Below are 26280 nucleotides of genomic sequence, written 5' to 3'. Positions count from 1 at the left end.
CGAACTATAAATCGTCGACAGCACAATCCGAGACTATCGATGGGAACTCCCGAACGAACGGCTACTGGGTCCGGAACGGACGCTCGGATCGGCGTCGACGTCGGCGGCACGTTCACCGACGTCGCACTCACCGTCGACGACCGCCTCGTCACCGCGAAGGTGCCGACGACCGATCCCCAACAGCTCGGCGTCCTCGAGGGCGTCCGAAAGGCCTGCGAGCGGGCGAGCGTCGACCCCAGCGAAATCGACGGGTTCGCCCACGCGATGACCGTCTCGGTCAACGCCCTCCTCGAGCGCGGCGGCGCGAAAACCGCGCTCGTCACGACCGAGGGCTTTCGCGACGTCCTCGAGATCGGCCGCCAGAACCGACCGGAGCTGTACGACCTCGAGGCCGAGAAGCCGGATCCACTCGTTCCGCGCCAGCGACGATACGAGGTCACAGAGCGAACGACGACCGAGGGCGTCGAGCAACCGGTCGATCCCGACGAGATTCGGGATCTCGCGGCGACCCTGCACGAAGCGGACGTCGAAGCCGTCGCCGTCTGTCTGCTGCACGCCTACGCCGACTCGGAGAACGAACGACTCGTCACCGAGATCCTGCGCGAGGAACTCACAGTCCCGGTTTCGGCCTCTCACGAAGTGCTCGCGGAGTTCCGGGAGTTCGAGCGGACGTCGACGACGACCGTCGACGCCTACGTTCGGCCAGCGATCGACCGCTACGTCGGTCGGCTGGTCGAGGAGAGCGAGGACGCCGGAATCCCCGCACCGCAGATCATGCAGGCCAACGGCGGTATCGCCGATCCCGAGACGGTTCGCAAACACGCCGTGACGACGACGCTTTCGGGTCCCGCTGCGGGTGTCGTCGGCGCCGCGGCGACCGTCGACGACAACAACGTCGAGGGACTGGTCACCTTCGACATGGGCGGCACCTCGAGCGACGTGAGCCTCGTTCGGGACGGTCAGGCCGAGCGGACGACCGACGCCGAGATCGCCGGGCTCCCGATCCGAACGCCGATGGTCGACGTGAACACCGTCGGCGCGGGCGGCGGCTCCATCGCGTGGGTTGATTCGGGGGGTGCGCTCCGGGTCGGCCCGCGCTCGGCAGGTGCAGAGCCCGGCCCCGCCTGCTACGGCCGCGGCGGCACCGAGCCGACGGTCACCGACGCCGCCGTCGTCCTCGGCTACATCGGTCCCGAGACCGAACTCGGCGGCGAGATGACCCTCGACGTCGAAGCCGCTCACGACGCTCTCGAGCGACTCGCAGATGAAGCGAGTCTCGAGAGCGCGCTCGAGGCCGCGCGGGGCGTCTACCGCGTCGCGAACGCGACGATGACCCGGACGGTTCGCGCGGTGACGGTCGAGCGAGGCCACGACCCCCGCGAGTTCGCCGTCGTCGCCTTCGGCGGCGCGGGGCCGATGCACGCCGCCGCGCTGGCCGAGTCGCTCGAGGTCGATCGCGTGGTCGTCCCGCGGCCGAGTGGCGTTCTCTCCGCGTTCGGCCTCCTCGCGGCCGACGAGAGCTACGACGCCGTTCGGACGGTCGGCGTCGGCCTGGATCGAGCGGAACCGGCCGATCTCGAGTCCGTCTACGACGACCTCGTCGCGGACGTGCTTGCGGACGCGTCGGATCGAGACGCCGCGCGGGTCGAACGCGCCGCCGACTGCCGCTACGCGGGACAGAGTTTCGAGTTGACCGTTCCCGTCGACGAGTCGTTCGACGCAAATGTCGTGGCCGAGCGCTTCCACGCGGCCCACGAACGAGCCTACGGCTACGCGATGGACGAATCGCTCGAGGTCGTCACCCTCCGCGCGACCGCGACGGTTCCGGGGACGGAGCCGACCGTCCGCCACGAGGGAACGGGAGACGCGCATCTCGGAACCCGGAACGCGCACTTCCCCGGAACCGGCGTCGAGCCCCGGGAGACGACCGTCTACGACCGGGATCGACTCGCGTCCGGCACATCGATTTCGGGACCGGCGATCCTCGAGCAGGCCGAGAGCACGACCGTCGTCCCGCCGAACTGGGGCGGTGAGATCCTCGCGGACGGCACGCTGGTGATGCGTCGAGCGGCGGCCGAGACGGAGGTGAGCGAGTGATGACGAGAGAGACGAGTGGCGGACACGATTCAGACGACAGTATCGATCCGGTGACCCTCGAGGTGCTGCGCAACCAACTCGAGAGCGTCGCCGAAGAGATGGGCCAGACGCTGATCCGCGGCGCGTACTCGCCGAACATCAAGGAGCGCCGGGACTGTTCGACCGCGTTGTTCGACGCCGAGGGGCGGATGATCGCCCAGGCCGAGCACATCCCGGTCCACCTGGGCGCGATGCCCGCGGCCGTCGACGCGGTGCTCGAGGACGATCCGAAACCGGGTGACGTCTTCGTGCTCAACGACCCGTTTACGGGCGGAACGCACCTGCCGGACGTGACGATGGTGTCGCCGATCGCACCCGGAACAGACGGAGCAAACAGCCCCGAAATCGTCGGCTTCGCCGTCTCGCGCGCCCACCACGCCGATGTCGGCGGGATGACCCCCGGCAGCATGCCCGCCGGGGCACAGGAGATCTACCAGGAGGGCCTGCGGCTCCCGCCAACTCGACTCGTCGAGGGCGGCAAGCGCCGCGAGGACGTCCAGTCGCTGATCCTCGCGAACGTCCGTAATCCGAGCGAGCGGCGAGCCGACCTCCGCGCGCAACTGGCGGCGAACGAACGCGCCGAGGAACGGCTCGCCGCGCTCTTCGAAGAGCACGGACGGGAGACGGTGGTGTCGGGGTTCGACGCCGTCATCGACTACTCGCGCGAACGGATCGCCGAGGAGATCAGGGCCCTCCCCGACGGCACCTACGAGGCGACCGATCTCCTCGAGGGCGACGGCATCACCGACGAGGACATCGAAATCCGCGTCTCGGTGACGGTCGACGGCGACGCGGTCGACGTCGACTTTATGGGAACTGCGGGACAGCTCGAGGGGAACCTCAACGCGCCCATCGCGGTCGCGAAGAGCGCGGTTTACTTCGTCGTGCGCTGTCTCACCGATCCCGAGATTCCGCCGAACCACGGCTGCTACGAACCGGTGAGCGTTCACGCGCCCGAGGGTTCGCTGTTGAATCCGAACCCCCCTGCTGCCGTGGTCGGCGGCAACGTCGAGACCAGCCAGCGCGTCACGGACGTCGTCTTCACCGCGCTCGCGGAGGCCGCCCCGGAGCGCGTGCCCGCTCAGGGCCAGGGGACGATGAACAACCTGACCATCGGCGCGCGCGACGGCTCGTTCACCTACTACGAGACTATCGGCGGCGGCTTCGGCGCTCGAGCGGGCCGCGACGGGATGGACGGCGTGCAGGTGGGAATGACGAACACGCTGAACACGCCCATCGAGTCCCTCGAGATCGAGTACCCGCTCCGGGTCGAACGCTACGCGTTGCGTCCGAACAGCGGCGGAGACGGGCAATTCCGGGGCGGGCTGGGACTCGAGCGAACCGTCACCGTCGAGGCGGACGCAACGGTGTCGCTGCTGACCGAACGGCGACGACACGCGCCGAAGGGAGTCGCCGGCGGCGAGAACGGTGCCACCGGCGAGAACCTGATCGACGGCGAGTCGGTGCCCGCGAAGACGACCGTCGACGTGGAATCGGGGACGACGGTCTCCGTCAGGACGCCCGGCGGCGGCGGGCACGGCGATCCGAGCGAGCGCGACGAGGCGGCGCTCGAGGACGACCGCTCGGCCGGGAAGCGAACCGACTCGGACGAGGAAGCGGAGAGGAGTGGCTGATCGATGAACACTGACTTCTCCACCTACACCACCGACAGCCCGCTCTACGGGCCCGGGTTCGACGTCGAACTCGAGGGCGAATCAGCTTCCTGAGTGGCGGCTGTTTCGGGGTCTCGACTGCCGGTCGACAGCACCGCTCGTTCGATAGTTCCCGACACTGGCTCGATTATCCGGTGACGGTGCGCTTTTGACGACGCTAGCCCTCACACCGGTATGGAATGCACCCCAGTGATGGACCTGCCCGAGGTCCGTCCCGGTGACGATATCGCCGAACTCGTCGCGGATCGGGCGAGCCTCGAGCCCGGCGACGTGCTCACCGTCGCGAGCACGATCGTCTCGAAAGCCGAGGGGCGAACGGCGGACTTCGCAGACTACCCCGTCAGCGGCCGGGCGCGCGAGATCGCCGAGCGACTCGAGGCGGTGACGGGCGAGAAGAAGGATCCGCGATTCGCGCAGGCGATTCTCGACGAGAGTTCGGAGGTGCTGATCGAAGCACCGTTCTTGTTGACCGAGACGCGCTTTGGCCACATCTGCCCGAACGCGGGGATCGACCAATCGAACGTGCCGGATCACGACCTCCTCCTGTTGCCCAAGAAGCCGAGTGAGAGCGCCGAGCGGATTCGGGCGGGCCTCGAGAAACGCGGACTCGAGGACGTCGCCGTGATCGTCACGGATACGTGCGGTCGCCCGTTCCGACACGGCCAGCGCGGCGTCGCGATCGGGTGGGCCGGCATGTCCGCGAGTCGAGACTGGCGCGGCGAACTCGACCGCGACGGCCACGAACTCGGCGTGACGGTCCAGTCCGTCGTCGACGAACTCGCCTCGGCCGCGAATCTCGTGACCGGTGAAGGGGCCGGCGGCACGCCCGCCGTCGTCGTCCGCGACTGGAAGTTCGGCGACCTCGAGGGCAGCGACGAACTGTTTAGAGCGGTCGAAGACGACCTCGTTCGGGACGCACTCCGAAACTGGAGGTTCGACAAATGACGGCTGAGACACCGACTGAAACGCGGGCGACGGACGACACGAACGACACCAACAACGTGAACGACACGAACGACACCAACAACGTGAACGACACGAACGACACCAACAACGTGAACGACACGAACGATACCGACGACACGACGGACGCAACGGACGCAACGGACGCGAACGACGCAAACGCCGTGACGTGGGGGATCGAACTTACGCCGGAGCATCCGCCAGAAGAGGTCGCCTCGCTGGCTTCCCTCGCTGAAGACGAGGGCTTCGACGTGGCGCTGGCGAGCAGTCACTACTTCAATCGGGACCCGTTCGTGACGCTCTCGCAGATGGCCGAGGCGACCGACGACATTCGACTCGGGCCGGGCGTCGTCAACCCTTACGAGACGCATCCGGTGAAACTCGCCGCGCAGACGGCAACGATCGACGAGATCAGCGACGGACGGGCCGTCTTCGGCGTCGGGGCCGGCGACCGCTCCACGCTGGCGAATCTCGGCATCGAGCGGGAAAAGCCGCTTCGGCGGGTCCTCGAGACGTTCACACTCGCCGCGGATCTCTGGGACGGTCAGACGGTGACGCGCGAGGGCGTCGTGACGGCCAGAGACGCATCGCTGAACCTCGAGCCACCCTCTGAGAAGATTCCGACGTACGTTGGCGCACAGGGCCCACACATGCTTCGGATGAGCGCAAAACACGCCGACGGCGTGTTGATCAACGCCGCCCATCCCCGAGATCTCGAGTGGGCAGCGGGCCAACTCGAGCAAGGCCTGGACGAGCGACCGGACGAGTATGGTCCCTTCGAGTCGCTCGCGTTCGCCAGCGTGAGCGTCGCCGGCGACGAAGACGCGGCGCGGGAGGCCGCACGGCCGCCAGTCGCGTTCATCGTCGGCGGCGCGGCCGAACCAGTTCTCGAGCGCCACAGCATCGACCGCGAGGCGGCAGGGGCAGTGAGCGACGCCTTAGAGCGGGGCGAATTGACCGAAGCGTTCGGTCACGTTACCCCGGAAATGATCGACGCGTTCTGTATCGCTGGAACGACCGACACCGTCGCAGACCGATTCGAGGCCGCCCTCGAGCACGTCGACGGTATCGTCGTCGGCTCACCGCTGGGCCCGGACCTCGAGGACGCAATCGAGCGTGCGAGCGAGGCGCTGTCCATCGCGACGGCGGATAGATAACGCTGTACGGGCCGTCGAAGCCGAAACCCGATTAACTCGAGGACGACGAGAAGAGGCTGCCGATCGCACCGAGCGTGAGGATGCCGAAGACACCGAGCGAGATGATGATTAGGAGCGTCCCAACCAGGACGAGCAGCGGAGCGATTCCTTCGCCCATCGCGACGTCGGCGAAGTATTCGTTCATCTCGACGATGTTGTCGACGATCACGTTCATCGGTGTCACAGTATCCATACGGAGGGGTTGTCACCGATCATACTTGGCGGTGCCGGTCCATCGTCGTGTTTCGGCGAATCGGCGGGGCGGGCGAGCTATCGGGCACAGAACCTAAGCCGGTCGTCTCCGTACGTCAGGCTGTGACCGACGACGCGACGCTTTCGGATTTCAGTTCGCCCGGTTCTGACGCCGACACCGAGGCCGACGAGTCTGACACGAGCGGTGAGTCCGACGAATCCAGCGAATCCAGCGACGTCTCCGCTCGAGCAGTTGATCAAACCGATGACGAACTCGAGCCTGATACCATCGAAGAACCACAGCATACCGTCGAAGCGCCACGGACGACGTTCGCCTGGGGGTCGTACACCTGTGGTTACTGTGAGGCGACGACGGAACGGGCCTGGCGCGTCGATGGCGAGTTCGTCTGTCCGGCGTGTAAGCCCTGGTAATCGTCGGACGGAACGGCGTTCTCCCGACTCATTTCGGACGTGGACGGGGGCTACCCCCGAAAACTTATATTTCCTTCGTGAGTACACCCACGTGCAATGGCGAAAGGTACGGTCGACTTCTTCAACGACACCGGCGGCTACGGATTCATCGAAACTGACGACGCAGACGAAGACGTGTTCTTCCACATGGAAGACATCGGCGGACCTGACCTCGAAGAGGGTCAGGAACTCGAGTTCGAAATCGTCGAGGCCGAGAAAGGCCCGCGAGCGACGAACGTCGAACGTCTGTAAGAGGAGACTTGGTAGTGGTATCGTTCTCTGAGTGTCAGGTGCGTAGCACCGCAACCACATTTTCACGCGCTCGCGAGCGCTAGCCCCGTCTCCGCCGAGAGACACGGTCAAACCGACGCAAAGCATATGTCTCGGAACACCAAATGACGTATTGATGAGAGGAGAGAGGGTCCCCGTTTCTATCTGCGCCAACGATGACTGACGCCAGCCCGCCACCACAGATCGAACAATCGACGAGTACCGAGACGCTCGAGGTTGAGGCAGTCGCCGACCTCTGTGCGGACATCGAGTCGAACGTCAGCGACGTGATTGTCGGCCACGAAGAGGCAATCGAACACGTCGTGACGACGATGCTCGCACGCGGACACGTCCTGCTGGACGACGTGCCCGGCGTCGGCAAAACGATGCTCGCCCGCTCGATCGCGACCTCCGTCGACTGTACGTTCCGCCGAATTCAGTTCACGCCCGACCTCCTTCCCGCCGACGTGACCGGCGTCAACGTCTTCAATCAGAAGACCCGAGAGTTCGAGTTCCAGCCCGGCCCCGTCTTCGGGAATATCGTCCTCGGCGACGAGATCAACCGCGCCCCGCCGAAGACCCAGTCGGCGCTGCTCGAGGCAATGGAGGAAACCCAGGTCACCGTCGACGGCGAGACGCGCGGACTCCCCGAGCCATTCACCGTTATCGCGACCCAGAACGCCGTCGAGCCCAATCGCACGTACGACCTGCCGTTCGCCGAAGTCGATCGGTTCACGAAGAAACTTCGATTAGGCTACCCCGACCCCGAGGCGGAAACCGAACTGCTCGGCCGCACGGTCGGCAACCACCCCATCGACGACCTCGAGGCGGTGACCGACCTCGAGACGCTCGTCGCCGCTCGCGAGACCGTCGCGCGGACGCGCGTCGAAGAGCCCGTTCGAGCGTACGCGACGCGACTGGCGAACTACACCCGCGAACACGCACACATCGGCGTCAGTCCGCGCGCCACGATCTCACTCCTCCGCGCCGGACAGGCTCGAGCCGCCGTGAACGGCCGGGACTACGTCGTTCCGGACGACCTCCAGTACGAAGCGCCGGTCGTCCTCCCGCATCGAATCAAAACGAACGGGCGCGATCACGACGGCGAGTCTGTCGTCGACGCGGCACTCGAGGACGTTCCGGTCGAGTGACAATGCGACCGACAATCCGCGCCTGGAGCGCACTCGCCGTCCTCGTCGTCGCGTTCGGTCTGTCCTGGCACTACGGCCCGCGAGCTCTGAACGCCATCGTTACGCCGCTGCTCGTCGTCCTCGTGATCGCCGCAGTGACCGTCGTGCGGACCTCGCCGCCCGACGTTACGCGCGCACCGATTTCCAACGGATTCGTCGACGACGAGCAGACCGTCGAGATCGAACTCGAGACCGAGCGGGCCATCTCGGCGACCGTCCGCGACGTACTCGGCGAGCGAGTCGTCGCCACCGACGGTGCCGAGACCGGTTCGCTCGAGGTCGACCTCGAGGACGGCACTCCCACCGCGGCGACGACGACGCTCGAAGGCACCGACAGATTTTGCTACGAGGTCCGATTCACGGATCGAGGTGAGGCCACGCTCGGCCCGCTCGAGGTGGTCATCACCGACGTATTCGGCCTGTTCAGACGGCAGTTCACGGTCGGCAAGACGGGGAAGACGCTCGTCTATCCCCGCGTCCACGAACTTCGCCGTGGAACCGGCGACGCGCTCGCGGGGGTCGTCGAGCGAGAGTACACCGACCGAGCGGAGTTCGACCACCTCCGGGAGTACCAACGCGGCGATTCGCTCCGGGACGTCCACTGGAAATCCGCCGCGAAACGTCCCGGCGACGACCTCGTCGTCACGGAGTACGCTACGGGTGAGGCAAACGGAGCGATCACCATCGCCGCTGAGTGTGAGCCCGGTTCCGACGACACGCTCGCGACGGCGCTCGCGAGCCTCGCGATGCACGTCATCGAGGAGAATAGGCACGTCGGGGTTACGGTTCCAGACAGCTCGTACGAACCGGGGTCGAGCGCGTCTCACCAACGCGAGCTGTTGACGGCGTTCGCCCTCCTCGAGCCGGGATCGATCGACGACGACCATCGACGGGAAGCCGACATCCACATTCGCTCGGGCGGCGACGGCACGGTCGTCGCCACCGAGGATCGAACGATTCAGTTCGTGGACCTCATCGCCGGCAGCCACGGCGGCGACACCCGAGACCATCCAGGGGGCGAGCGAGTCGACATCGGCGTCGACACCGACGACGGTCGTTCGGAGGGGACACCATGAGCACGGATTCGCCCTCGCACGCGGGCAACCGGACGCTCGGACTCGACGCGACCGGCGCGTTCGGCCCCGGGACGTTCCGGCTGCTCGCGCTGGGATGCGTCCTGGTGTTGACAGCGTCGTACGTGAGCGTCCTCCGGGACGTGACCCTGGTCGTCGGCGGCACGCGATCGCTCGACCTCCTCGTCGGAGCCGTCCTCGTCGGCGCGACGGTACTCGCGTGGACGATCCGCCCGCGAACGGCCGTCGTGGGCGCACTCCTCGCCGGCGCGCTCGGCTTCGCGTACTACCTCGAGGTCAGCGGCGTCGGCGTCGCTATCGTGTTCTCGGCACAGGATGCGATCGTCGCGGATACGATCGCGCTCGCCACCGGATTGCCGTTGCTCCGAATGGTCGAGGCGGGCGTCTGGACGCTCGCGTTCGCCCCCGCTCCGATCTTCCTCTCGTGGTATCTCGCCGTGCGCGGGCGCTACGGACTCGCCGTGCTCCCCGGGGGCTTCGCGCTCTTCTTCCTGGTGCTCACCGGCGACGCGGGAACGGTCGTGACCGTCCTCGGCACGAGCGGCGCACTCGGCGCACTCGCGTTCGGCGAACTCGAGCGCCGCGACGGTTCGATCGCGCAGGCCGATTTGCTGGCGATCAGTTTCACACTGATCATGGTTCTCTCGCTGTCGGTCTCGTTCGTTCCCGGCGGTCCGAGCGGCCCAGCTCACCCCGGAAGCGGCGAGGACGGCTCGCTCGAGGGAACGATCGACTACTCCTCAGATCGCTCCGGAATCAGCGGCGCGGTCGACCTCTCGCCGGAAGTCCGCTTCACCGTCGAGTCCGAGGAACCAGCCTACTGGCGAACCGGCGTCTACGATCGCTTCACGGGCGACGAGTGGGTCAGAACCGGCGAGAGCAGCGAGTACGACGAATCCCTGCTCGAGGAACCACCCGGCGAGTACGACGAGGTTGAGCAGGTCGTCACCGCCGAAACGGACCTCGGCGTCATGCCGGCCGCAGGCCAACCGCTCTCCCTCGACGGCGACCTCGCAGATCACGCGGAAGTCAGTTCACACGGGCACGTGCATCCGACCTCGGGCGTCCTCGAGGGCGATAGCTACGCCGTCGAGAGCGCCATCGTCGATCCGGACGCGAGCGAACTCGAGAATGCGGGGACCGACTACCCCGACGAAATCGCCGAAAGCGACTACGTCCAGACCCCTGAAGGCACCTCGAGCGAATTTGAAGACCGGGCAGCCGAACTCACCGAAGACGCCGATACTCCCTACGAGAAGGCGGTCGCCATCGAGGAGTACCTGCGAACCTCGAACGAGTACTCCCTCGACGTCGACCAACCCAGCGGTAACGTCGCCGAAGCGTTCCTCTTCGAGATGAACGAAGGCTACTGCGTCTACTTCGCGACGACGATGACCCAACTGCTGCGCGCCGAAGACGTGCCGACGCGCTACGTCACCGGCTACACGAGCGGGCAGGAAGTCGACGACGACGAACACGTCGTCCGCGGCACGGACGCACACGCCTGGGTCGAGGTCTACTTCCCGGAGCACGGCTGGGTCGCATTCGAGCCAACGCCACCGGAAGACCGTGCGGACGAACACACTGACAGCGTCGAACAGGCCCGATCCGACGGCGCCAGCGGCGTCGACACCGACTCGAGCGAGGACGAACCGATCACCGACGATGACGAGGAGTCGGGCGACGACTCGAGCGAACCAGATCACGGTGACGATGACGGCAGCGACGATGGAGACGATTGGAACGAGACTGATCCCGGATCCGACGACGACCCAGCGGCCAACGAAACGGATCCCGACGAGAACGAGTCCGATTCGGATCAGACCGACGACGACACCATCTCCGAACCGAGCGAAGAGGGCGACTCGAGCGACGGCGATGACGAGAGCATTCTCCAGACCGTCGTCTCGCTGCTCGCCATCTCTCGAGAGACCGTTGCAGTCGCACTCGTCGCGCTCGTCGGCGTGCTCGCGAGTGCGTATCGAGTCGACGCCACCACGCGTCTCGGCCGGACGCTCGGTCTCTACTGGCAGCGACGGCGAGACGACCCCGACGAAGACGCGCAACGAGCGTTCAGACGACTCGAAGAACTCCTCGCACGCGAATACCGCCCACGGAAGCCGTCGGAGTCGGCCCGAACGTACATCCGATCCCTCGAGTCCCCCGGCACGGCTTCCGATCAGACGCTCGATTCGCGATGTGAGATCGTCCTCGAGCGATACGAACGGGCAGTGTACGGCGGCGGAATCAGTCGGGCCGAAGCCGACGAGACGATCGAAACCGTCGACGAACTGGCTCGCGAACGCCTTCCGGGTAGATAACTCCCGGAAAAACGGGGCGGACACTCAAAAAGAACCACGCGAGGGCATGTGGGTCCCGATAGTGTTTAATATGGCCGTTTCGTATCATGGAACGTAATGTCGGAAGTCTGCTCGACGTGCGGGCTGCCCGAGGAACTCTGCGTCTGTGAGGACGTAGCCAAGGGACAACAGCAACTCAACATCCGCATTGACGAGCGCAGATACGGTAAAGAGGTAACGATCGTCGAAGGATTCGATCCGAAGGACGTCGACTTAGACAGTCTCTCGTCGGACCTCAAGTCCAAATTCGCTTGTGGTGGGACTGTCGAGGACGGCCAGATCGAACTCCAGGGTAATCACACCGGCCGCATCGAGGAGTTCCTTCGGGACCGCGGCTTCAACGTCGCTTGATACCCGCGATGATCTGAGACGACTTCCGAACCACGGCCGTCTCCGTATCGCTTCTCAACAATTCCCGATTTTCCACACTCGCGAGCGACGCCACTAGCACTTCACTTCGACACGCCACACAGGTTCTGAGCCTCGTCTGAGCGATACGGAGGCGTTAGAACGGCGATTCGGGCTGTTCCGCCTCGTCTTCGTCGTCCCGGTCGCGAACGAGTCCGAACTTCATCCCGTACTTCTCGAGTCCGCCTTCCATACTCTCGATACGCGCGTCGGCCGTCCCCTCGTAGGTGCCGATGAGTTTCGCCGCCTGCACGCTGGCTTTGCCGTGTGGACAGACGGTCACGATGTGGTCTTCGTCCGCGAGTTCCTCGACGCGACTCGAGAGTTCGTGAAACGGGACGTTCTCGCTGTCCGGGATGTGACTGTGCGTGAACTCCTGTGGACTTCGAATGTCGACGATACAGATGTCTTCGTCGTCCTCGAGGAGTTCGTTGACCTCGTCGGTGGTGATTTCACCGTCCATTTGCTCACGAATTGGGAGTCCGACGGAATAAGCCCATGGTTCGCGTCGACAACCGAGTCACTCGAGGAGAAACGGTCGAGCCACCACCGCGTGAGAACGGGCGTTCAGGTCGATGGGAGATACGGTTGCACCCGATTGATCGTGCGTCCGTCGTCTGCTTGCAACCACCCGATGGTCATGAGCCCGACGGCGGCGAGTGGGGCGAAGGATACGCCACCGACGAAAACCGCATTGCTCACGATCACGGCGGTGATCGTGACGAGGCCCGCGACCGTGTACCGCCGCGTGAATCGGACCGTGACCCCGTCTTCCCACGCCAACGCGAACAAGACCGTACCGGCACCAAACAGTGCGACGTGTAACTGCGTGTGCAGCCAGTATCCGAACGACGGCGCGACCGCCGTGAACTCCGAAAACGTCCCGGGTTCGGCCAGGACCGACCAGTAGAAGTTGTGCGCGGGTGCCGTGATGATCATCGCGATATCGACCCCAACGAGAAGTGCAGCGCTGCCGTAGACCGACTTTCTGCGTGGGATCCTCGTGGTACTACTCGCAGTAGCCGCAAACAGGAACCACCCTAGGGCGGCTAACGTCGCACCGACCGCACTCAGCGAGAAGAAGAAGTTCTTCACGACCGGGTCCGGGTCCAACAACTGCGCTGCGAACATTCCATTCCAAACACCGATGCCAATGACGAGGAGAATAAATGCGAGTCCGTTGTCGCTCCGACGATACGAGATCGCAGTTCCAACGTATGGATAGACGAGAAGTGTTGCAAGAACCCCTCCGAGAGCTAATATCCACGGAATCGCCTGAAAGACGTCCATTCCTACGACCCCCTAACCGTTGGCAGACGATTATTGTTTCGGCCGAGTGATTATTCATGTTTATTTATACATATGGGTCAGATTAGCTGAGCGAGAGTCCGTCCAAGGGAGAACGAAGTGATCACCAACCCCTGCACCGATTTTGACCAGACACTACCAACTCACTTCGAGAAGAGACGTCTCATTCTTCAGCACACAACACGTATACTCTCCATACTTACATGTCAGTCAGAGAGTGTTGGACCTCGAGAGTAATCCGTCTTCGAACGCCAACAACAACGCCGTGATCGTCGAATCGTTCGCCGGGTGCTCGCGTGCACGTTCGAGCGCCTCGTCGACCGGAACCGTCCGCACCTCGAGGAACTCGTTCGTATCGAGCGCTCGCTCGCCCGTCTCGAGTCCCTCCGCGAAGACGATTCCCCGATCGTGGCGAAGCACGCCCGTCGCGACGGCGAACTCCTGAACGAGGGCTGTACTCGAGGGGACGAATCCCGTCTCCTCCTCGAGTTCTCGCTCTGCGGCGCGCGTGTAGGACTCGCCATCTTCGACGATTCCGGCGGGCAACTCGAGGTGCGTTTCGCGAATCGCCGGCCGATACTGCTCGACGAACAGCAGGTGATCGCCGTCTGCCGCGTCACTCCCCTCGACGGACGCCACGAGGTCACCGTCGACGCGAGCCACGACGACGACCGCCGGCGGCAGATCCGCCCAGTAGTATCGTTTCTCGGTGCCGTCTGGCTGCTCGAGGCGGTCGTAGCCACCGTCGTACCAGCCGGTTTCGTACTCCGTCACCGTCTCGAGGCGCTCCCACTCCTCGGGTGTTGTCATCGGACGAACGTCTCGGCCTCGAGTTGGTAATAGGTGCCGTTTCTTCGTCGAGAATCGAATCCGACGTTTCACTCACACGCGCTTCGAGGTAAAACAGTGCTCGCCCACTCGACAGCCTACTCACCCGCTCAGACGAGTTCTCGGTACAAGCGACCGAACGCCTGTCGTCGAAGCGTCGCAATCGCCGCCTCTTCTTCGTTCTGGAAGGTCGCGGCGACGGCCTCGTCCTCGGGCCCAACGTGCCAGACGACGTTGTCGACCGCCTCGTGGCCGGCGACGGTTACCTCACCGTCGTAGGATGCGCGCCACTCCTCGAACTCCGCTTTCGTTCCGACGTGGGCCGTGAGCAAACTCGCGAACAGCGCATCTCGAGTCGTCTCGACGACATCGCCCGTGACTCGCTCGTCGTACTCCTCACGGTCGAACGACATCGACTTTGCAACCTCCCTGACGACGGTCTGCGCTGCCGGACCGACCTCGTCGTAGCGTTCGCGTGCGTCTGCAGCCGTCTCGAAGGTGAACGTTCCCACCGTGTGCATATCGGAGCAAACGAGAGAAAGACAGTTACGCGTTTTCGTTTCCGTGCTCGGCCCTCCCGTCGTCCGTCTGGGTCGTCTCCTCGTCGGCGACCGCCTCGGAGTCGCTCTCCGCAGAGTCGTCCTCGTCGTGCATCTGTCGTGTCATCTCTTGAGCTTCCTGCAATGCACTTTCGGCCGCGGCCGACAGCGATCCGCGCCCGGGCTGGCGACTTTGCTGAGCGAGTCCCTGTTCGAGACCACCCGGACGACCGTGGTCGTGGCCGTGGCTCGTCCCCTCGAACTCTGGCGTCTCGATTTCCTCGGCGTGAGGCGCGACGCGTTCGCCTAACTCCTCGGGTGAACACTCACTCCACTCCGGCGCGTACTCCTCGAGCCACCCGCGGTGGTCCTCGCGACCGAGTGAAGCCGTAATCGCGAGATGATTTGCGAGGTGGACCGCGTCTGCTTGTTCCGCTTCACAAACCGGACACGCATATCCCATACCGGTCCGTACGAACGCCGTCGGTAAAACGTCCACGTCCAACCGCCGCGGCGAAACGGGTCGAAGTGATCGATTCAGCGACCGTTTCCAAGTTTGTGAATCATCACGATCGCATCCTCTCCGTCCTGATAGTACTCGGGCACCGTTCGCAACGCCTCAAAGCCGAACTGTCGGTACAGGCGTTTTGCCCGCTCGTTCGACCGCCGCACCTCGAGTTTGACCGAATCGGCTCCCCGCGCGGCAAGGACCGCGAGCGCTCGAGAGAGTAGTGCCGACCCGACACCCGTCTTCCGATTGTCGGGGTGGACGGCGATATCCTTTACGTGGCCGAGTTGGCGGCCGAACCCATCGGTGAGGTCGGCAACGATGTAGCCGGCGACGGCCCCACCCTCGAGCGCCACGAGAAATCCGGGAGAACCCAGAAACCGTTCGAACGCTTCGTAGGGCCACGGCTGGGCGAACGATTCGTTCTCGATACGAGCGATCGCGAGTAAATCCGCACGCTCAGCGGGTCGAATGGAGAAGCCTTCGTCCGCGTTCACCCAGGAAGCCGGCCGTGTCACGGGTGTACGTACTCACGGCGTGCTCAAAGAAGTAGCGCTGGCCAACGCGATGTCGGGCGAGGAAACGGTCATCCACTTGATACCACCAGCACTACCGATCTTCACTGCGCCGGAATCGCGTCGGTATCGAATTGCTCCGTCAGCCGCTTGAGTTCCTCGAGGGCGTCCTGTTCTTCCCGAAGATTCTCCTCGAGCAGGTCCGCCCCCTCGTCTAGCCCGAGTTGATCTGCGAGTGGAATCAGGTTGCCGTAGGCCGCAATTTCGTAGTGTTCCGTCTTTTCCGCGGCCGCCATATTGTGGTAATCGAGGACCTCCTGGGAGGGCGACTCGGCCGCAAACTCTTCGTACTCCTGGATGAGTCCCTCGATTCCTTCACACTCTTCTTTCTCAGGTGGCTCGCCGAACAGGTCGAAGACTTCCTCTAAGCGTTCGATCTGAGTTTCAGTCTCCTCGCGATGTTCGGCGAACGCCCGTGAAATCTCCTCGCGTTCGGTGTTCGACTCGAGGTCCTCGAGCGTGTCCATCAACTGATGCTCGGCGTGATAGATGTCCTCGAGACCGTGTTCGAACAGGTCCTGAATCGTGTCCATGCTCATAGCGGGATCAGCCGATCGTTCGCCACTCGCGCGAAAAAGTCACGAGCCTGCGACGGCAGGTCACGAGGGCCGCCTACGGCTCGTCTCCACCGTCCTCACCGCCAGTTACTGTACTCTCGACTCGATCCGCGTACGCCTCGAGATCCGCCGCCAGCGTCCGCGCTTGATCGGACGTCAGTTCGCACTCGGTCAGATGCTTTGGCAGATGTTCTTCGGAGAGATTGTCGAGTTCGAACTGCAACCGGACGGTCGTCGGTTCGTCCGCATCGGTCGTCGCGTTTACGACCGCAACCGACTCCCACTCGAAATCCCGGCCCGTCGCCGTCGCTTCGACGTATTCGAGCGTCGTGTGTGCAGTGACCGAAATCAGTCGATCGGACATACCCTATCAACCATCGTCCGAATACTTAGCAGCCGCGACCAGGTGCCGTCGGACGACGTCTCTGCTCGGTCACTTCGAACCCATTCGGTGACCCTCGAGTCCGTCTCTGATGCGCTACTTCGAATGCTCAGACCAACCGGGCTACAAACCCGACCGGAGTACTGCCCCATTTACCGGTTGTTTTTACCCCTAAATTGTGCTCGATCGAACACCCTACCGGAGTTCGACAACTGAACAGGCCAATCGAGACACAGCTGCGACAGTCACGACCGCACGCACCTGCTGATACACCAACCGACACACGACCACCTCTCGAGAGTGAACACGACCAACCACAGGTGACGTCCACGTCGTTCACACCTCCCCCTCTCAGCTCACAAGATAACACGACGCTGAAAATCCCACATTTTTACGTCGAAGATAGCGGCAGAACTAACCGATAGAGCCGAGTACGGGTATCGCTTGCGGGCGAAGCGGTACTTATGCCGATCCTGTTCGAAAGAGTAGCCATGACTGATGTGGGCAACTGCAACCCCGAGCCACTCGACTCTGAGGAAGACTCAACTAACCGTGACGACGCGCATCTCGACGACATCGAAGAGGGTGCTGGTTGCACAGAAATCTGGGAACACCTCGCCGAAAAGCGCAATGAGTGAGCCCTCAACGGCAGCATCGCCATTTATTACGGTGAGAGGGCTAACAACGTTATGACTGACAATCGGGCCAGCGATCGCTCACGAACCAGGCGCGACCGAAGGCGCTCAGTTCCAACGGATCGTGAATCACCCGTCGGTGAGCCAGTTATTCGTGGAGACGAATCAGTCACCGGTTCACGAGCCCGTGACGCGGTCCAATTTGACCCAGATAATCCAGACAGCCTCGCCGATGCCGCCGAAACCGTCCGCGAATTCGCGAGTGGCTCGACGAACGACGACCACCTCTACATGCTCCGCGGCGCCGCCGCATGTGCCGCTCTCGTCCGCGGTGAAGGATCGTACAAAGCAGCAGCCGAACGTACCGACGGCGAAGCCACGATCTCCTTCATCCGAAAATGGGCCCGCGTTCACGACCTTCCTCGAGCAGTCCGCAAACAGGTCGCACTCGGCGGAATTGCACCCACTGCTGCAAAACACATCGCCCGCGTCGGTGGCGAAGCGAGACATCTCCTCGCGTGGGCCACACTCGATGGGAACCTCACCGTCCGCGACGTCCGGGCGGTCGCAAGCGCCGTCAACGACGGCACCCCTATCGAACACGCCCTCGCCGACCACAACGTCACACTGGGACAACTCGAAATAACACTCTCTCCGACAACCTATCGCGATCTCCGCCGCCGCGCCTCGATCGACGGGACCAATCCCGGAGAGATCGTCACCGACGCACTCGAGCAGTACTTCGAGTAAGTAGTACCGAAGTGGTCTCCGGATTACGACTCGACGACGCTTCTTCCCCTCCCAGTAGCCACTGACTGACGAAGAAAGAAACGTTTAACCATCACTCGACGGAAGTAGCATACGAAGGGCCGGTAGCTCAGTCTGGCAGAGCGTCTGGCTTTTAACCAGACGGTCGCGTGTTCAAATCGCGCCCGGCCCGCTTCTAACGACGAATGATTCGTGAGCCGATGGACTCGGAACCGTAGAATTTGAAGAGATGAGTCGAAGCCTGCACAACGAAGTGAGCAAGCACGCCTCAGAGTAGTTCACGACAATTAGGGTTGATACTAATGAATTCGACGGTCTAATACTACTCAAGTTAGTGCACGGTAATCCGAAATAATCGGCGTAGGTGTGCACAGACACGCAGTTAGTTAGTCACATTTACTCGGGCAGGTGGGTGAGACCCAAAATGTCACGTGGGTTTTCGTACACTGCTGCTCGAACGTCCGACGGGGAGACGTCGAGTCGAAGTAGATCGAGAATCACTTCTTTGAGAGCACACGGTCGCTGTTCGGCAGAGCCGCTCATGTCAGTATTAATCACGACTCGATCTGAGCCATACTCTTCGATCGTGTCCGCGACAGTTTCGATAGGCGGATGCGATGGATGACCATACATCGAAAAGCCGACGTAACAATCTGTATTTTCTAACACATAAGAAGCGGTTTCCTCGTTCGCATGATCGATTACGAGCCGGCTCTCCGGTAGGTTTGCCTCGTTTGCGAGTTGGACGTCGATTTTGGTCGCATCTATCTTCGCTGATTCTGGATCTAACGAATCCTCTGTGGACAATTGATCAGAAGGAGGGAGGTTGTGACCACTCTCTGTTTTTCCTCGTACCCACCGATCGCCAGTCGATTTCATCGATTTTGGCGTGTGGCAGATGAAGGGGACGTTAGCGTCTCGAGCAACAGCCATCTGTTTAGCGACAACTTCTTTCTGCGTTTCGAGTGGCCACGGATCAGCCACCTGCGCAGTATTCAACGAGATGCCGGTCTCACCGATTGCGATAACCTCATCCAGTTCGGCGTATGCAGGTAGCTTCTCAACGAGTGTTTTCCAATTCTCCGTTCGTGTTCTCGTCGTATGAACCGCGAGCGCGACGTACGGCTCAAAAAAGTGACTGCGCGAGATTGCGTGACAACGCTTGATAGCAACGTCCCACTGAGACTGCATATCCTCAGCAGTCATCGGTCGATACGGTGCACGCGATGCACTACTTGCAACCATGACAACGGCGAGTCCTCCAGACAAATCAAACTCGTGACGGTCGTTCCACGATCCAGTGTGGGCATGAGAATGGCTATCGATCCACGGAATACGCGTGGAATCCGGCGGCATGTTCTGTTGGAACCCCACGTCTTCGTTTCGAAACAAGCCCACCGATTTTCGGGTTGGGTAGTCTGACGACATCTGCCATGAGTTCAGCGAGTGACGACATAAGCATTGTTAGACGGTAGCAGTAAACATACCCCCGCATATTCAATAACGCGAAGGAGGGCAGACAATTCCATCGGCGCAACGGTTGTATCCGGGCGCACACTCGAGGGCCGTACCGACGACCGTGTAGCCTCGACTACTGCGCTCGTCTCTGTGCGTTAGAACTGGCAAGCGACATCGGAGGGGAAACACTCGCTACGAATCACATAATCTCGAGAGGATGACACTACTGATTTCTTGTCAGTATTGATATAGTAGCGCCTCGAAACCCAGTCGGTAGGTGACGACCACGAATGAATCGAAATCAATTCGGGATGGATCACGGCACACGCTTCCCACCGTCTGAAGCCGTTTTGTGGGCAGCAGAGAACGACGTACAGTATGTCGATGTCTGTTTGGATAACGAGTCATTGGATGATGTCGAATACGAGGATGTGCGATCGGCCTGTGATGAACACGGAATTAGTCTCGGACTGCATATACCCTCTCGGCCGTGAATACCGCCGAAAACTCACCCCTTACGAGTGACGCTGTGGACGAGTACCTTCGAAGATACGTCGATATCGCCGCAGCCATGTCAGCCGACCGCATCATCGTCCACGCGGGATATCACTTTACAACCGACGAGGAGATACGACGGGAGGTGAGCATTGATCGGCTCGATCGTTTCTTATCGTACGCAGAGACGCAGGACGTCGATCTCTTGCTCGAAAATATGAATCCAGAACCAGATGACGCAGAGGTCCACTACCTTTGCTCAACCCTTACAGACTGCCAACGGTATTTTGACGAGTTGGACTCGCCAAATCTCAAGTGGGCGTTTAATCCTGCACATGCACACCTCGCAGACGCCGGTATCAACGCCTTCATCTCTGAATTAGATCTCGAACGTTGTTGCGAGGTCCGACTCAACGACAACAGAGGCATCAAAGAAGAACACCTTATGCCTGGACACGGGACGATCGACTTTGAGTCACTCTTCTCACAACTCGAAGAACACGGGTACGATGGCCCCTATACGATTGCACTCGGTTCCATTGACGAGATGTTCGAGGGCATTGACCGACTCGTTGAAGCAGCCCCAAGCTAGCTATCAGAGAATTCACCCCCTGATTCAATTGGGCTGAGAGTAAGTTTGTGACTCTAACGTCGGTTACGTGCTGATATCCCACAAAAAGTTACGAGAATTTAAGCCAAGGGCCGGATTTGAACCGGCGGTGGGCGGCTCTGCAGGCCGCTGCGTTCGGCCGGACTCTGCCACCTTGGCGCAATCTCGTCTTATCACCCCGTTCGTTTAAGCATAGCGGTACAGTACAGCCGTTGCTATCTACCTGTATTGGCTATACGCAAAAAACCCACAGAGCGATTGCTGTTGCTCTGTGGGTTTGTTATGAGTTCAATCCCGTGAGGGATTGAAAGAGTATGAGTGAAGGCGGCGAATCGGGGATCCCAGAGGCTCGCGCACTCCAGTACGTGCCGATACGCAGACGAGCTTATCTTCCGTGTTCGGGATGGGTACGGGAGGCACCTCGTCGCTCTGGCCGCCGTAATGCCGATCAACGGACTCGAACCGTCGCTAAACCGTAATCGGTGGCCTCTGACCGTGTGTATGTGTAGTCCAGTTTGCGTCCGGACCCGTTCTCCGCGTCACGGATCCAATGCGATAATGTATGACTGTGTGGCTCGATCGATTAGTGCTCGCGGGCTCAACGCCTCGTTGCCTTGGCGCGTACACCCCGAGTCTATCGAACTCGTCTTCTACGAGTGATCTCAGTGGTATCTCTTTTCCAAGTGGGTTTCGAGCTTAGATGCGTTCAGCTCTTACCCCGTGGTGCGTCGCTGCCCGGCACGTGCCCTCTCGGACAGCCGGTACACGAGTGGCACCCATTCGTAGTTCCTCTCGTACTATACGAACGTTCTCGTCAGATACCGTAACACCCCCAATAGATAGCAGCCGACCTGTCTCACGACGGTCTAAACCCAGCTCACGACCTCCTTTAATAGGCGAACAACCTCACCCTTGCCTGCTTCTGCACAGGCAGGATGGAGGGAACCGACATCGAGGTAGCAAGCCACCCGGTCGATATGTGCTCTTGCGGGTGACGACTCTGTTATCCCTAAGGTAGCTTTTCTGTCAGCAATTGGCCGCATCAAGCAGCCTAATTGGTTCGCTAGACCACGCTTTCGCGTCAGCGTCCGTCGTTGTGCCGGACACTGTCAGACTTCCGTATGCTCTTGCGCTCTTTCCCGCGTCTCCGACGCGGGTGAGGAAATCTTGGGGCGCGCTCGATATCTTTTCAAGCGCGTACCGCCCCAGTCAAACTGCCCGGCTACCAGTGTCCTCCGCCAGGAGTGAGAGTCGCAGTCACCATCGGGTAGTATTTCAATGCTGGCTCGGTGAGCCGCTAGCGCGGCTACCTGTGTAATGCCTCCTACCTATGCTGCACAATGGCGACCACGTCTCAGTGACAGCCTGCAGTAAAGCTCTATAGGGTCTTCGCTTCCCCTTGGGGGTCTCCAGACTCCGCACTGGAACGTACAGTTCACCGGGCCCAACGTTGGGACAGTGGCGCTCTCGTTGATCCATTCATGCAAGCCGCTACTGAAGCGGCAAGGTACTACGCTACCTTAAGAGGGTCATAGTTACCCCCGCCGTTAACGGGTCCTTCGTCCCCTTGTAAGGGGTGTTCAGATACCCGCACTGGGCAGGATTCAGTGACCGTACGAGTCCTTACGGATTTGCGGTCACCTATGTTGTTACTAGACAGTCGGAGCGCCCGAGTCACTGCGACCTGCCTCTTTCCGAGGCAGGCATCCCTTATTGCGAACGTACGGGACTAACTTGCCGAATTCCCTAACGTCGGTTATTCCCGACAGACCTTGGCTTTCGCTGCCACGAGTACCTGTGTCGGATCTCGGTACGGACTGTGTGCTTGCCTTTTCACGGGCTCTAGGTTGACCTCTCTTTCGCTATCCAGCCATTCGATCGCTTCCTGCCATTACGGCTTCCACGATCTTCGACTGTTCGACCGGGCGAAAACCCGGTAGAGGCGGCCCCAAAGCGTCGGCTTTGAGTGCACACTGGCGTAGGAATATTAACCTACTTCCCTGTTGTCAGCTTCGACTTACGGGCTGACTTAGGACCGGCTAACCCTCAGCTGATCAGCATTGCTGAGGAACCCTTACTCGTTTGGCCGTCGAGGATCTCACCCGACTCACGCTGCTACTATGACCAGAATTTTCGTTACTGCACGGTCCACACGACCTCTCGGCCGTGCTTCCGCCCGAACAGTACGCCAACCTACAGGATCACTCCGTCAAGAGTGCCGCTAGGTCTCGGTGGTGGACTTGAGCCCCGATCATTTTGGGCGCCTCAAACCTCGGCCGGTAAGCTGTTACGCTTTTCTTAGAGGGTAGCTGCTTCTAAGCTCACCTCCCGGCTGTCTAGGGCTTGAGACCACCTTCGATCGCACTTAGTCCACACTTGGGGACCTTAACCCAGCTCTGGGTTGTCTCCCTCACGGTACACAGGCTTACCCCGCGCACCGGACTCCCTGCGTCAAACGACGTTCGTAGGTTCGGAGTTGGACAGGGGGGCACACTCCTCTCGGAGTGCGATCCCCCAATCCGTTGCTCTACCCCACGAACTATCTCGGCAGAGGTCATGCTTCGACATGTTTCGGTTGGAACCAGCTGTTTCCGGACTCGATGGGCCTTTCACCCCTAGACATAGGTCACGCGAGGGTATTGTAGGACACCAACGCTAGCAGGCCTCCACGTGGCTTTCGCCACGCTTCACCTTGCCCATGCCTAGATCGTCCGGTTTCGGGTCGTGCCCGATTGACTCCCCGCGCTTGAACACGGCGGCCCTTGTGCAAAGCACTGCGGCCATGTCGGTTTCCCTACGCCTTCCCCGATACTCGGGTTAGACTCGTCAATCAGGCACACTCTCTGGTTCGTTTTTCAAAACGTACGACGGAACACCGGCTTCCCGTGATGCTTACTACAGGTTCGCACCTGATTCATTACTCACAGGACCTTGTGTGCCCCGTCGCTCTATCGCCAACTGATTTCACGCCCTATTGCACCTCCCTTCTGGGGGTACTTTTCAGCGTTCGTTCACACTACTTGTTCGCTATCGGTCTTGAGGAGTGTTTAGTCTTCCCAGTCGATGCCTGGGATATTCACGAGGGATATCCAACCCCCGATACTCTGGAGCTGACTCGTCTCATACTCATCTACACTACGGGACTGTCACCCTGTCTCGTGCTCTATTCCAAGAGACTTCCTGTAGATCCTCTGAGAGTGTTAGTCAGTCCGAACACCACATTGCCCGAAGGCTTCGGTTTGGACTGTATCGCGTTCCTTCGCCAGTACTAACGACATCACATTACGTTTTCTTTTCCTGCCGATACTGAGATGTTTCAGTTCTCGGCGTTCCCCATTGCGCGAAGCAATTGCGGTGGGGATTCCCATTCGGAAATCCTGAGTTCTTTCCCTCCGTGCGGGTCCCTCAGGCTTATCGCAGCTTGGCACGTCCGTCTTCAGCTCTCAAGCCGAGCGATCCACCAGCTGGCACAGTAGCCACGTTCATCGGATCGGGATTACATCAAAGATGTAATCGTTAAGTGACCCGGGAACGGGTCCAGTGGACGCCTGGACTACACGTACACACAGTCTCATCTGCACGCCGGTAGACGGCCGGCCTGCATTGACCCTTCCCAGCCACACTTGCGCGGGCTGGTGCATCGGTTCTGCTTCGGATTCAATCCTCGGGTCGTCTCCCACTTAAGGGACACGATCCGTGATTTCCTCCGAGTCATGGACCCACAGGGATTCGAACCCTGGGCATCCTCCTTGCAAAGGAGGCACTCTACCACTGAGCTATGGGCCCACGTCCACCACTCGATGGTGGACACGAGGTGAGTGTTAGCCTTGGTAGTTCTGAGGTGCTCGATCGGCCTAACGGTGGGCGATCGAACGTGAACTGCGTGACGGAAAACCGTCACGGCTTCTGGGCTGGGGCGACGCCCCAGTCCCGGTCTGTGGAGGTGATCCAGCCGCAGATTCCCCTACGGCTACCTTGTTACGACTTAAGCCCCCTTGCGAAGCCCAGATTCGACCCCCGTACAGGGGCCTCATCCGGACCTCACTCGGGTGCTTTGACGGGCGGTGTGTGCAAGGAGCAGGGACGTATTCACCGCGCCCTTCTGAGGCGCGATTACTACCGAATCCAGCTTCATGAGGGCGAGTTTCAGCCCTCAATCCGAACTACGACCACGTTTCGGAGATTAGCGCCCCCTTTCGGGGTTGCATCCCACTGTCGTGGCCATTGTAGCCCGCGTGTCGCCCAGCACATTCGGGGCATACTGACCTACCGTTGCCCGTTCCTTCCTCCAGTTTGGCACTGGCAGTCCTCCTAATGTACCCAACCACCACAAGGGTGTTGCTGGCAATTAGGAGTGCGGGTCTCGCTCGTTGCCTGACTTAACAGGACGCCTCACGGTACGAGCTGACGGCGGCCATGCACCTCCTCTCAACGGCTCCAGTAAGCTCATCACACTGACCTTCACGGCACGTTGTCGATGCTGGTGAGATGTCCGGCGTTGAGTCCAATTAAACCGCAGGCTCCTCCGGTTGTAGTGCTCCCCCGCCAATTCCTTTAAGTTTCATCCTTGCGGACGTACTTCCCAGGCGGTCTGCTTCACGGCTTCCCTACGGCACAACACTGGCTCGTAGCCAGTGTCACACCTAGCAGACATCGTTTACAGCTCGGACTACCCGGGTATCTAATCCGGTTCGTGACCCGAGCTTTCGTCCCTCACCGTCGGATCCGTCCTTCCAGAGCGCTTTCGCCACCGGCGGTCCGTCCAGGATTACGGGATTTCACTCCTACCCCAGACGTACCCTCTGGATCTTCCGGTCCCAAGCCACACAGTTTCCACCGGACGCCTGCGCGTTAAGCACGCAGATTTCCCGATAGACTTGTGCGGCCAGCTACGGACGCTTTAGGCCCAATAATAGCGGTCATCACTCGTGCTGCCGGTATTACCGCGGCGGCTGGCACCGGTCTTGCCCAGCACTTATTCCACCACCACCTTACGGTGGTGAAAAGCGAGGACTATATGCCCTCGCACTCGGAGTCCCCTTATCGCACTCGCGTGCAGTGTAAAGGTTTCGCGCCTGCTGCGCCCCGTAGGGCCCGGTATCTTGTCTCAGATACCGTCTCCGGGCTCTTGCTCTCACAACCCGTACCGATTATCGGCACGGTGGGCCGTTACCCCACCGTCTACCTAATCGGCCGCAGCCACATCCTATGGCGCCTGAACGTTTCGCGCTCGCGCCACTTCCAGGCAGCGAGCGGTATTCCGCATTAGCCTCAGTTTCCCGAGGTTATTCGGATCCATAGGGTAGTTTGGCCACGTGTTACTGAGCTATCTGCTACGAGTCTAAACTCGTGCAACTAGCATGGCTAAATCGGACTCCAATAGCAATGACCTCCGGCAGGATCAACCGGAATGCTATCTAACTCCCAGCCCCAATGAGCTGGGAGGGCTAAATTTGGCGGTGAATGTCGTATCCAAGATACACACTCACACATGGGTCCACGTTCGATGTCCCCCAGATCGCCGACCGATCAAGCGACACCGAACTACCAAGGCTAACATCAAATCCCATCTATACGGCGGACCGCAGGGGTAGGATTCTCATTTCCTTCGGATCTACTCCTAAGCCATCCGGGGTACATAACCCCTTCGAACCGGAGTGATCC

The 26280-nt window shown here is 61.2% G+C and carries 23 protein-coding genes, 3 tRNA genes and 3 rRNA genes; 14 read left to right on the top strand and 15 right to left on the bottom strand.

The features are described from left to right. Positions 1–39: 39 nt before the first annotated feature. The 4 genes from BLW62_RS13730 (at position 40) to BLW62_RS13715 (ending at position 5929) form a co-directional block, all read left to right on the top strand. Positions 40–2097, top strand: a complete 2058-nt coding sequence (locus BLW62_RS13730) for a hydantoinase/oxoprolinase family protein (protein WP_090507631.1) — start codon at positions 40–42, stop codon at positions 2095–2097. Further along, the gene (locus tag BLW62_RS13725) at positions 2097–3770 is read left to right on the top strand and encodes a hydantoinase B/oxoprolinase family protein (RefSeq protein WP_090507630.1); all 1674 of its coding nucleotides are present in this window, start codon (positions 2097–2099) and stop codon (positions 3768–3770) included. Before BLW62_RS13730 ends, BLW62_RS13725 begins: the two co-directional genes overlap by 1 nt. A gap of 213 nt (positions 3771–3983) precedes the next feature. Continuing rightward, positions 3984–4754 (top strand): coenzyme F420-0:L-glutamate ligase, encoded by a 771-nt coding sequence (locus BLW62_RS13720; protein WP_090507629.1) that lies wholly within the window; start codon positions 3984–3986, stop codon positions 4752–4754. Continuing rightward, positions 4751–5929, top strand: a complete 1179-nt coding sequence (locus BLW62_RS13715; protein ID WP_245726728.1) for a 5,10-methylenetetrahydromethanopterin reductase — start codon at positions 4751–4753, stop codon at positions 5927–5929. The genes BLW62_RS13720 and BLW62_RS13715 overlap by 4 nt, the downstream gene beginning before the upstream one ends. Before the next feature lie 31 nt (positions 5930–5960). Here the strand turns inward: BLW62_RS13715 and BLW62_RS13710 are convergent, their stop codons facing one another. Continuing rightward, positions 5961–6161, bottom strand: coding sequence for a DUF8024 family protein (locus BLW62_RS13710; RefSeq protein ID WP_090507628.1), 201 nt, complete (start codon positions 6159–6161; stop codon positions 5961–5963). A gap of 122 nt (positions 6162–6283) precedes the next feature. Here BLW62_RS13710 and BLW62_RS13705 point away from each other — a divergent pair, with 122 nt between their 5' ends. From BLW62_RS13705 to yciH, 6 genes are all read left to right on the top strand, one after another. Beyond that, positions 6284–6592 carry a DUF7573 domain-containing protein gene (locus BLW62_RS13705; protein ID WP_090507627.1) on the top strand — a complete coding sequence of 103 codons (309 nt, stop codon included), beginning with the start codon at positions 6284–6286 and terminating at the stop codon, positions 6590–6592. 96 nt (positions 6593–6688) lie between these two features. Next, positions 6689–6883 (top strand): cold-shock protein, encoded by a 195-nt coding sequence (locus BLW62_RS13700; RefSeq protein WP_090507626.1) that lies wholly within the window; start codon positions 6689–6691, stop codon positions 6881–6883. A 194-nt stretch (positions 6884–7077) separates the two neighbouring features. Beyond that, complete coding sequence (locus tag BLW62_RS13695) at positions 7078–8052, top strand: AAA family ATPase (protein ID WP_090507625.1); 975 nt, start codon at positions 7078–7080, stop codon at positions 8050–8052. Between the two features lie 2 nt (positions 8053–8054). Next, positions 8055–9167, top strand: coding sequence for a DUF58 domain-containing protein (locus BLW62_RS13690; protein ID WP_090507624.1), 1113 nt, complete (start codon positions 8055–8057; stop codon positions 9165–9167). Next, complete coding sequence (locus tag BLW62_RS13685; RefSeq protein WP_090507623.1) at positions 9164–11506, top strand: transglutaminase TgpA family protein; 2343 nt, start codon at positions 9164–9166, stop codon at positions 11504–11506. Before BLW62_RS13690 ends, BLW62_RS13685 begins: the two co-directional genes overlap by 4 nt. Before the next feature lie 96 nt (positions 11507–11602). Then, on the top strand, positions 11603–11896 hold the full coding sequence (gene yciH, locus BLW62_RS13680; protein ID WP_004217450.1) for a stress response translation initiation inhibitor YciH: 294 nt from the start codon (positions 11603–11605) through the stop codon (positions 11894–11896). Positions 11897–12050: 154 nt separating this feature from the next. Here yciH and BLW62_RS13675 read toward each other — a convergent pair whose 3' ends face one another. The 8 genes from BLW62_RS13675 to BLW62_RS13640 all read right to left on the bottom strand — a co-directional run bounded on the left by BLW62_RS13675 (position 12051) and on the right by BLW62_RS13640 (position 16632). Next, positions 12051–12416, bottom strand: coding sequence for a rhodanese-like domain-containing protein (locus BLW62_RS13675; protein ID WP_090507622.1), 366 nt, complete (start codon positions 12414–12416; stop codon positions 12051–12053). Positions 12417–12520: 104 nt separating this feature from the next. Continuing rightward, complete coding sequence (locus tag BLW62_RS13670; protein ID WP_090507621.1) at positions 12521–13243, bottom strand: histidine kinase N-terminal 7TM domain-containing protein; 723 nt, start codon at positions 13241–13243, stop codon at positions 12521–12523. Positions 13244–13471: 228 nt separating this feature from the next. Then, on the bottom strand, positions 13472–14071 hold the full coding sequence (locus tag BLW62_RS13665; protein ID WP_090507620.1) for an NUDIX hydrolase: 600 nt from the start codon (positions 14069–14071) through the stop codon (positions 13472–13474). Between the two features lie 128 nt (positions 14072–14199). Beyond that, complete coding sequence (locus tag BLW62_RS13660; protein ID WP_090507619.1) at positions 14200–14610, bottom strand: DUF5809 family protein; 411 nt, start codon at positions 14608–14610, stop codon at positions 14200–14202. A 25-nt stretch (positions 14611–14635) separates the two neighbouring features. Further along, positions 14636–15091, bottom strand: a complete 456-nt coding sequence (locus BLW62_RS13655) for a DUF5810 domain-containing protein (RefSeq protein ID WP_090507865.1) — start codon at positions 15089–15091, stop codon at positions 14636–14638. A 74-nt stretch (positions 15092–15165) separates the two neighbouring features. Continuing rightward, positions 15166–15654, bottom strand: coding sequence for a ribosomal protein S18-alanine N-acetyltransferase (gene rimI / locus BLW62_RS13650; RefSeq protein ID WP_090507618.1), 489 nt, complete (start codon positions 15652–15654; stop codon positions 15166–15168). Positions 15655–15755: 101 nt separating this feature from the next. Next, on the bottom strand, positions 15756–16250 hold the full coding sequence (locus BLW62_RS13645; protein ID WP_090507617.1) for a DUF892 family protein: 495 nt from the start codon (positions 16248–16250) through the stop codon (positions 15756–15758). A 73-nt stretch (positions 16251–16323) separates the two neighbouring features. Then, positions 16324–16632: a DUF6360 family protein gene (locus tag BLW62_RS13640; RefSeq protein ID WP_090507616.1), complete on the bottom strand. Its 309-nt coding sequence runs from the start codon at positions 16630–16632 to the stop codon at positions 16324–16326. Positions 16633–17141: 509 nt separating this feature from the next. Here BLW62_RS13640 and BLW62_RS18750 point away from each other — a divergent pair. The 3 genes from BLW62_RS18750 (at position 17142) to BLW62_RS13630 (ending at position 18225) form a co-directional block, all read left to right on the top strand. Further along, complete coding sequence (locus tag BLW62_RS18750) at positions 17142–17288, top strand: hypothetical protein (RefSeq protein ID WP_175459754.1); 147 nt, start codon at positions 17142–17144, stop codon at positions 17286–17288. A gap of 51 nt (positions 17289–17339) precedes the next feature. Further along, complete coding sequence (locus tag BLW62_RS13635; RefSeq protein WP_090507615.1) at positions 17340–18035, top strand: DUF7119 family protein; 696 nt, start codon at positions 17340–17342, stop codon at positions 18033–18035. A gap of 116 nt (positions 18036–18151) precedes the next feature. After that, positions 18152–18225, top strand: a tRNA-Lys gene (locus BLW62_RS13630). A 224-nt stretch (positions 18226–18449) separates the two neighbouring features. Here the strand turns inward: BLW62_RS13630 and BLW62_RS13625 are convergent. After that, positions 18450–19481: a TatD family hydrolase gene (locus BLW62_RS13625; protein ID WP_090507614.1), complete on the bottom strand. Its 1032-nt coding sequence runs from the start codon at positions 19479–19481 to the stop codon at positions 18450–18452. Positions 19482–20001: 520 nt separating this feature from the next. Between BLW62_RS13625 and BLW62_RS13620 the strand changes: the two genes are divergently transcribed. Further along, on the top strand, positions 20002–20598 hold the full coding sequence (locus tag BLW62_RS13620) for a TIM barrel protein (protein WP_090507613.1): 597 nt from the start codon (positions 20002–20004) through the stop codon (positions 20596–20598). 101 nt (positions 20599–20699) lie between these two features. On the opposite strand, the gene BLW62_RS13615 is transcribed toward BLW62_RS13620, so the two are convergent. From BLW62_RS13615 to BLW62_RS13595, 5 genes are all read right to left on the bottom strand, one after another. Next, positions 20700–20775: transfer RNA gene (locus tag BLW62_RS13615), tRNA-Cys, on the bottom strand. Positions 20776–20935: 160 nt separating this feature from the next. Further along, positions 20936–21057: ribosomal RNA gene (gene rrf / locus BLW62_RS13610) — 5S ribosomal RNA — on the bottom strand. Positions 21058–21181: 124 nt separating this feature from the next. After that, a 23S ribosomal RNA gene (locus BLW62_RS13605) occupies positions 21182–24101 on the bottom strand. A 229-nt stretch (positions 24102–24330) separates the two neighbouring features. Then, positions 24331–24402: transfer RNA gene (locus tag BLW62_RS13600), tRNA-Ala, on the bottom strand. 152 nt (positions 24403–24554) lie between these two features. Beyond that, positions 24555–26028: ribosomal RNA gene (locus BLW62_RS13595) — 16S ribosomal RNA — on the bottom strand. Together the 16S, 23S and 5S rRNA genes with 2 tRNA genes alongside form the textbook arrangement of a ribosomal RNA operon. Positions 26029–26280 lie beyond the last annotated feature (252 nt).

The organism is Natronorubrum sediminis, assembly GCF_900108095.1.
Taxonomy (GTDB): domain Archaea; phylum Halobacteriota; class Halobacteria; order Halobacteriales; family Natrialbaceae; genus Natronorubrum; species Natronorubrum sediminis.
Note: the sequence above shows the minus strand (reverse complement) of the source record. Positions and strands in the feature narration are given on the sequence as shown.

Excerpts from the sequence above, each read along its gene's own strand:
- BLW62_RS13730 (WP_090507631.1), top strand. The coding sequence starts at position 40 with ATGGGAACTCCCGAACGAACGGCTACTGGGTCCGGAACGGACGCTCGG.
- BLW62_RS13725 (WP_090507630.1), top strand. The coding sequence starts at position 2,097 with ATGACGAGAGAGACGAGTGGCGGACACGATTCAGACGACAGTATCGAT.
- BLW62_RS13720 (WP_090507629.1), top strand. The coding sequence starts at position 3,984 with ATGGAATGCACCCCAGTGATGGACCTGCCCGAGGTCCGTCCCGGTGAC.
- BLW62_RS13715 (WP_245726728.1), top strand. The coding sequence starts at position 4,751 with ATGACGGCTGAGACACCGACTGAAACGCGGGCGACGGACGACACGAAC.
- BLW62_RS13710 (WP_090507628.1), bottom strand. The coding sequence starts at position 6,161 with ATGGATACTGTGACACCGATGAACGTGATCGTCGACAACATCGTCGAG.
- BLW62_RS13700 (WP_090507626.1), top strand. The coding sequence starts at position 6,689 with ATGGCGAAAGGTACGGTCGACTTCTTCAACGACACCGGCGGCTACGGA.
- BLW62_RS13695 (WP_090507625.1), top strand. The coding sequence starts at position 7,078 with ATGACTGACGCCAGCCCGCCACCACAGATCGAACAATCGACGAGTACC.
- BLW62_RS13690 (WP_090507624.1), top strand. The coding sequence starts at position 8,055 with ATGCGACCGACAATCCGCGCCTGGAGCGCACTCGCCGTCCTCGTCGTC.
- BLW62_RS13685 (WP_090507623.1), top strand. The coding sequence starts at position 9,164 with ATGAGCACGGATTCGCCCTCGCACGCGGGCAACCGGACGCTCGGACTC.
- yciH (WP_004217450.1), top strand. The coding sequence starts at position 11,603 with ATGTCGGAAGTCTGCTCGACGTGCGGGCTGCCCGAGGAACTCTGCGTC.
- BLW62_RS13675 (WP_090507622.1), bottom strand. The coding sequence starts at position 12,416 with ATGGACGGTGAAATCACCACCGACGAGGTCAACGAACTCCTCGAGGAC.
- BLW62_RS13670 (WP_090507621.1), bottom strand. The coding sequence starts at position 13,243 with ATGGACGTCTTTCAGGCGATTCCGTGGATATTAGCTCTCGGAGGGGTT.
- BLW62_RS13665 (WP_090507620.1), bottom strand. The coding sequence starts at position 14,071 with ATGACAACACCCGAGGAGTGGGAGCGCCTCGAGACGGTGACGGAGTAC.
- BLW62_RS13660 (WP_090507619.1), bottom strand. The coding sequence starts at position 14,610 with ATGCACACGGTGGGAACGTTCACCTTCGAGACGGCTGCAGACGCACGC.
- BLW62_RS13655 (WP_090507865.1), bottom strand. The coding sequence starts at position 15,091 with ATGGGATATGCGTGTCCGGTTTGTGAAGCGGAACAAGCAGACGCGGTC.
- BLW62_RS13645 (WP_090507617.1), bottom strand. The coding sequence starts at position 16,250 with ATGAGCATGGACACGATTCAGGACCTGTTCGAACACGGTCTCGAGGAC.
- BLW62_RS13640 (WP_090507616.1), bottom strand. The coding sequence starts at position 16,632 with ATGTCCGATCGACTGATTTCGGTCACTGCACACACGACGCTCGAATAC.
- BLW62_RS18750 (WP_175459754.1), top strand. The coding sequence starts at position 17,142 with ATGACTGATGTGGGCAACTGCAACCCCGAGCCACTCGACTCTGAGGAA.
- BLW62_RS13635 (WP_090507615.1), top strand. The coding sequence starts at position 17,340 with ATGACTGACAATCGGGCCAGCGATCGCTCACGAACCAGGCGCGACCGA.
- BLW62_RS13625 (WP_090507614.1), bottom strand. The coding sequence starts at position 19,481 with ATGTCGTCAGACTACCCAACCCGAAAATCGGTGGGCTTGTTTCGAAAC.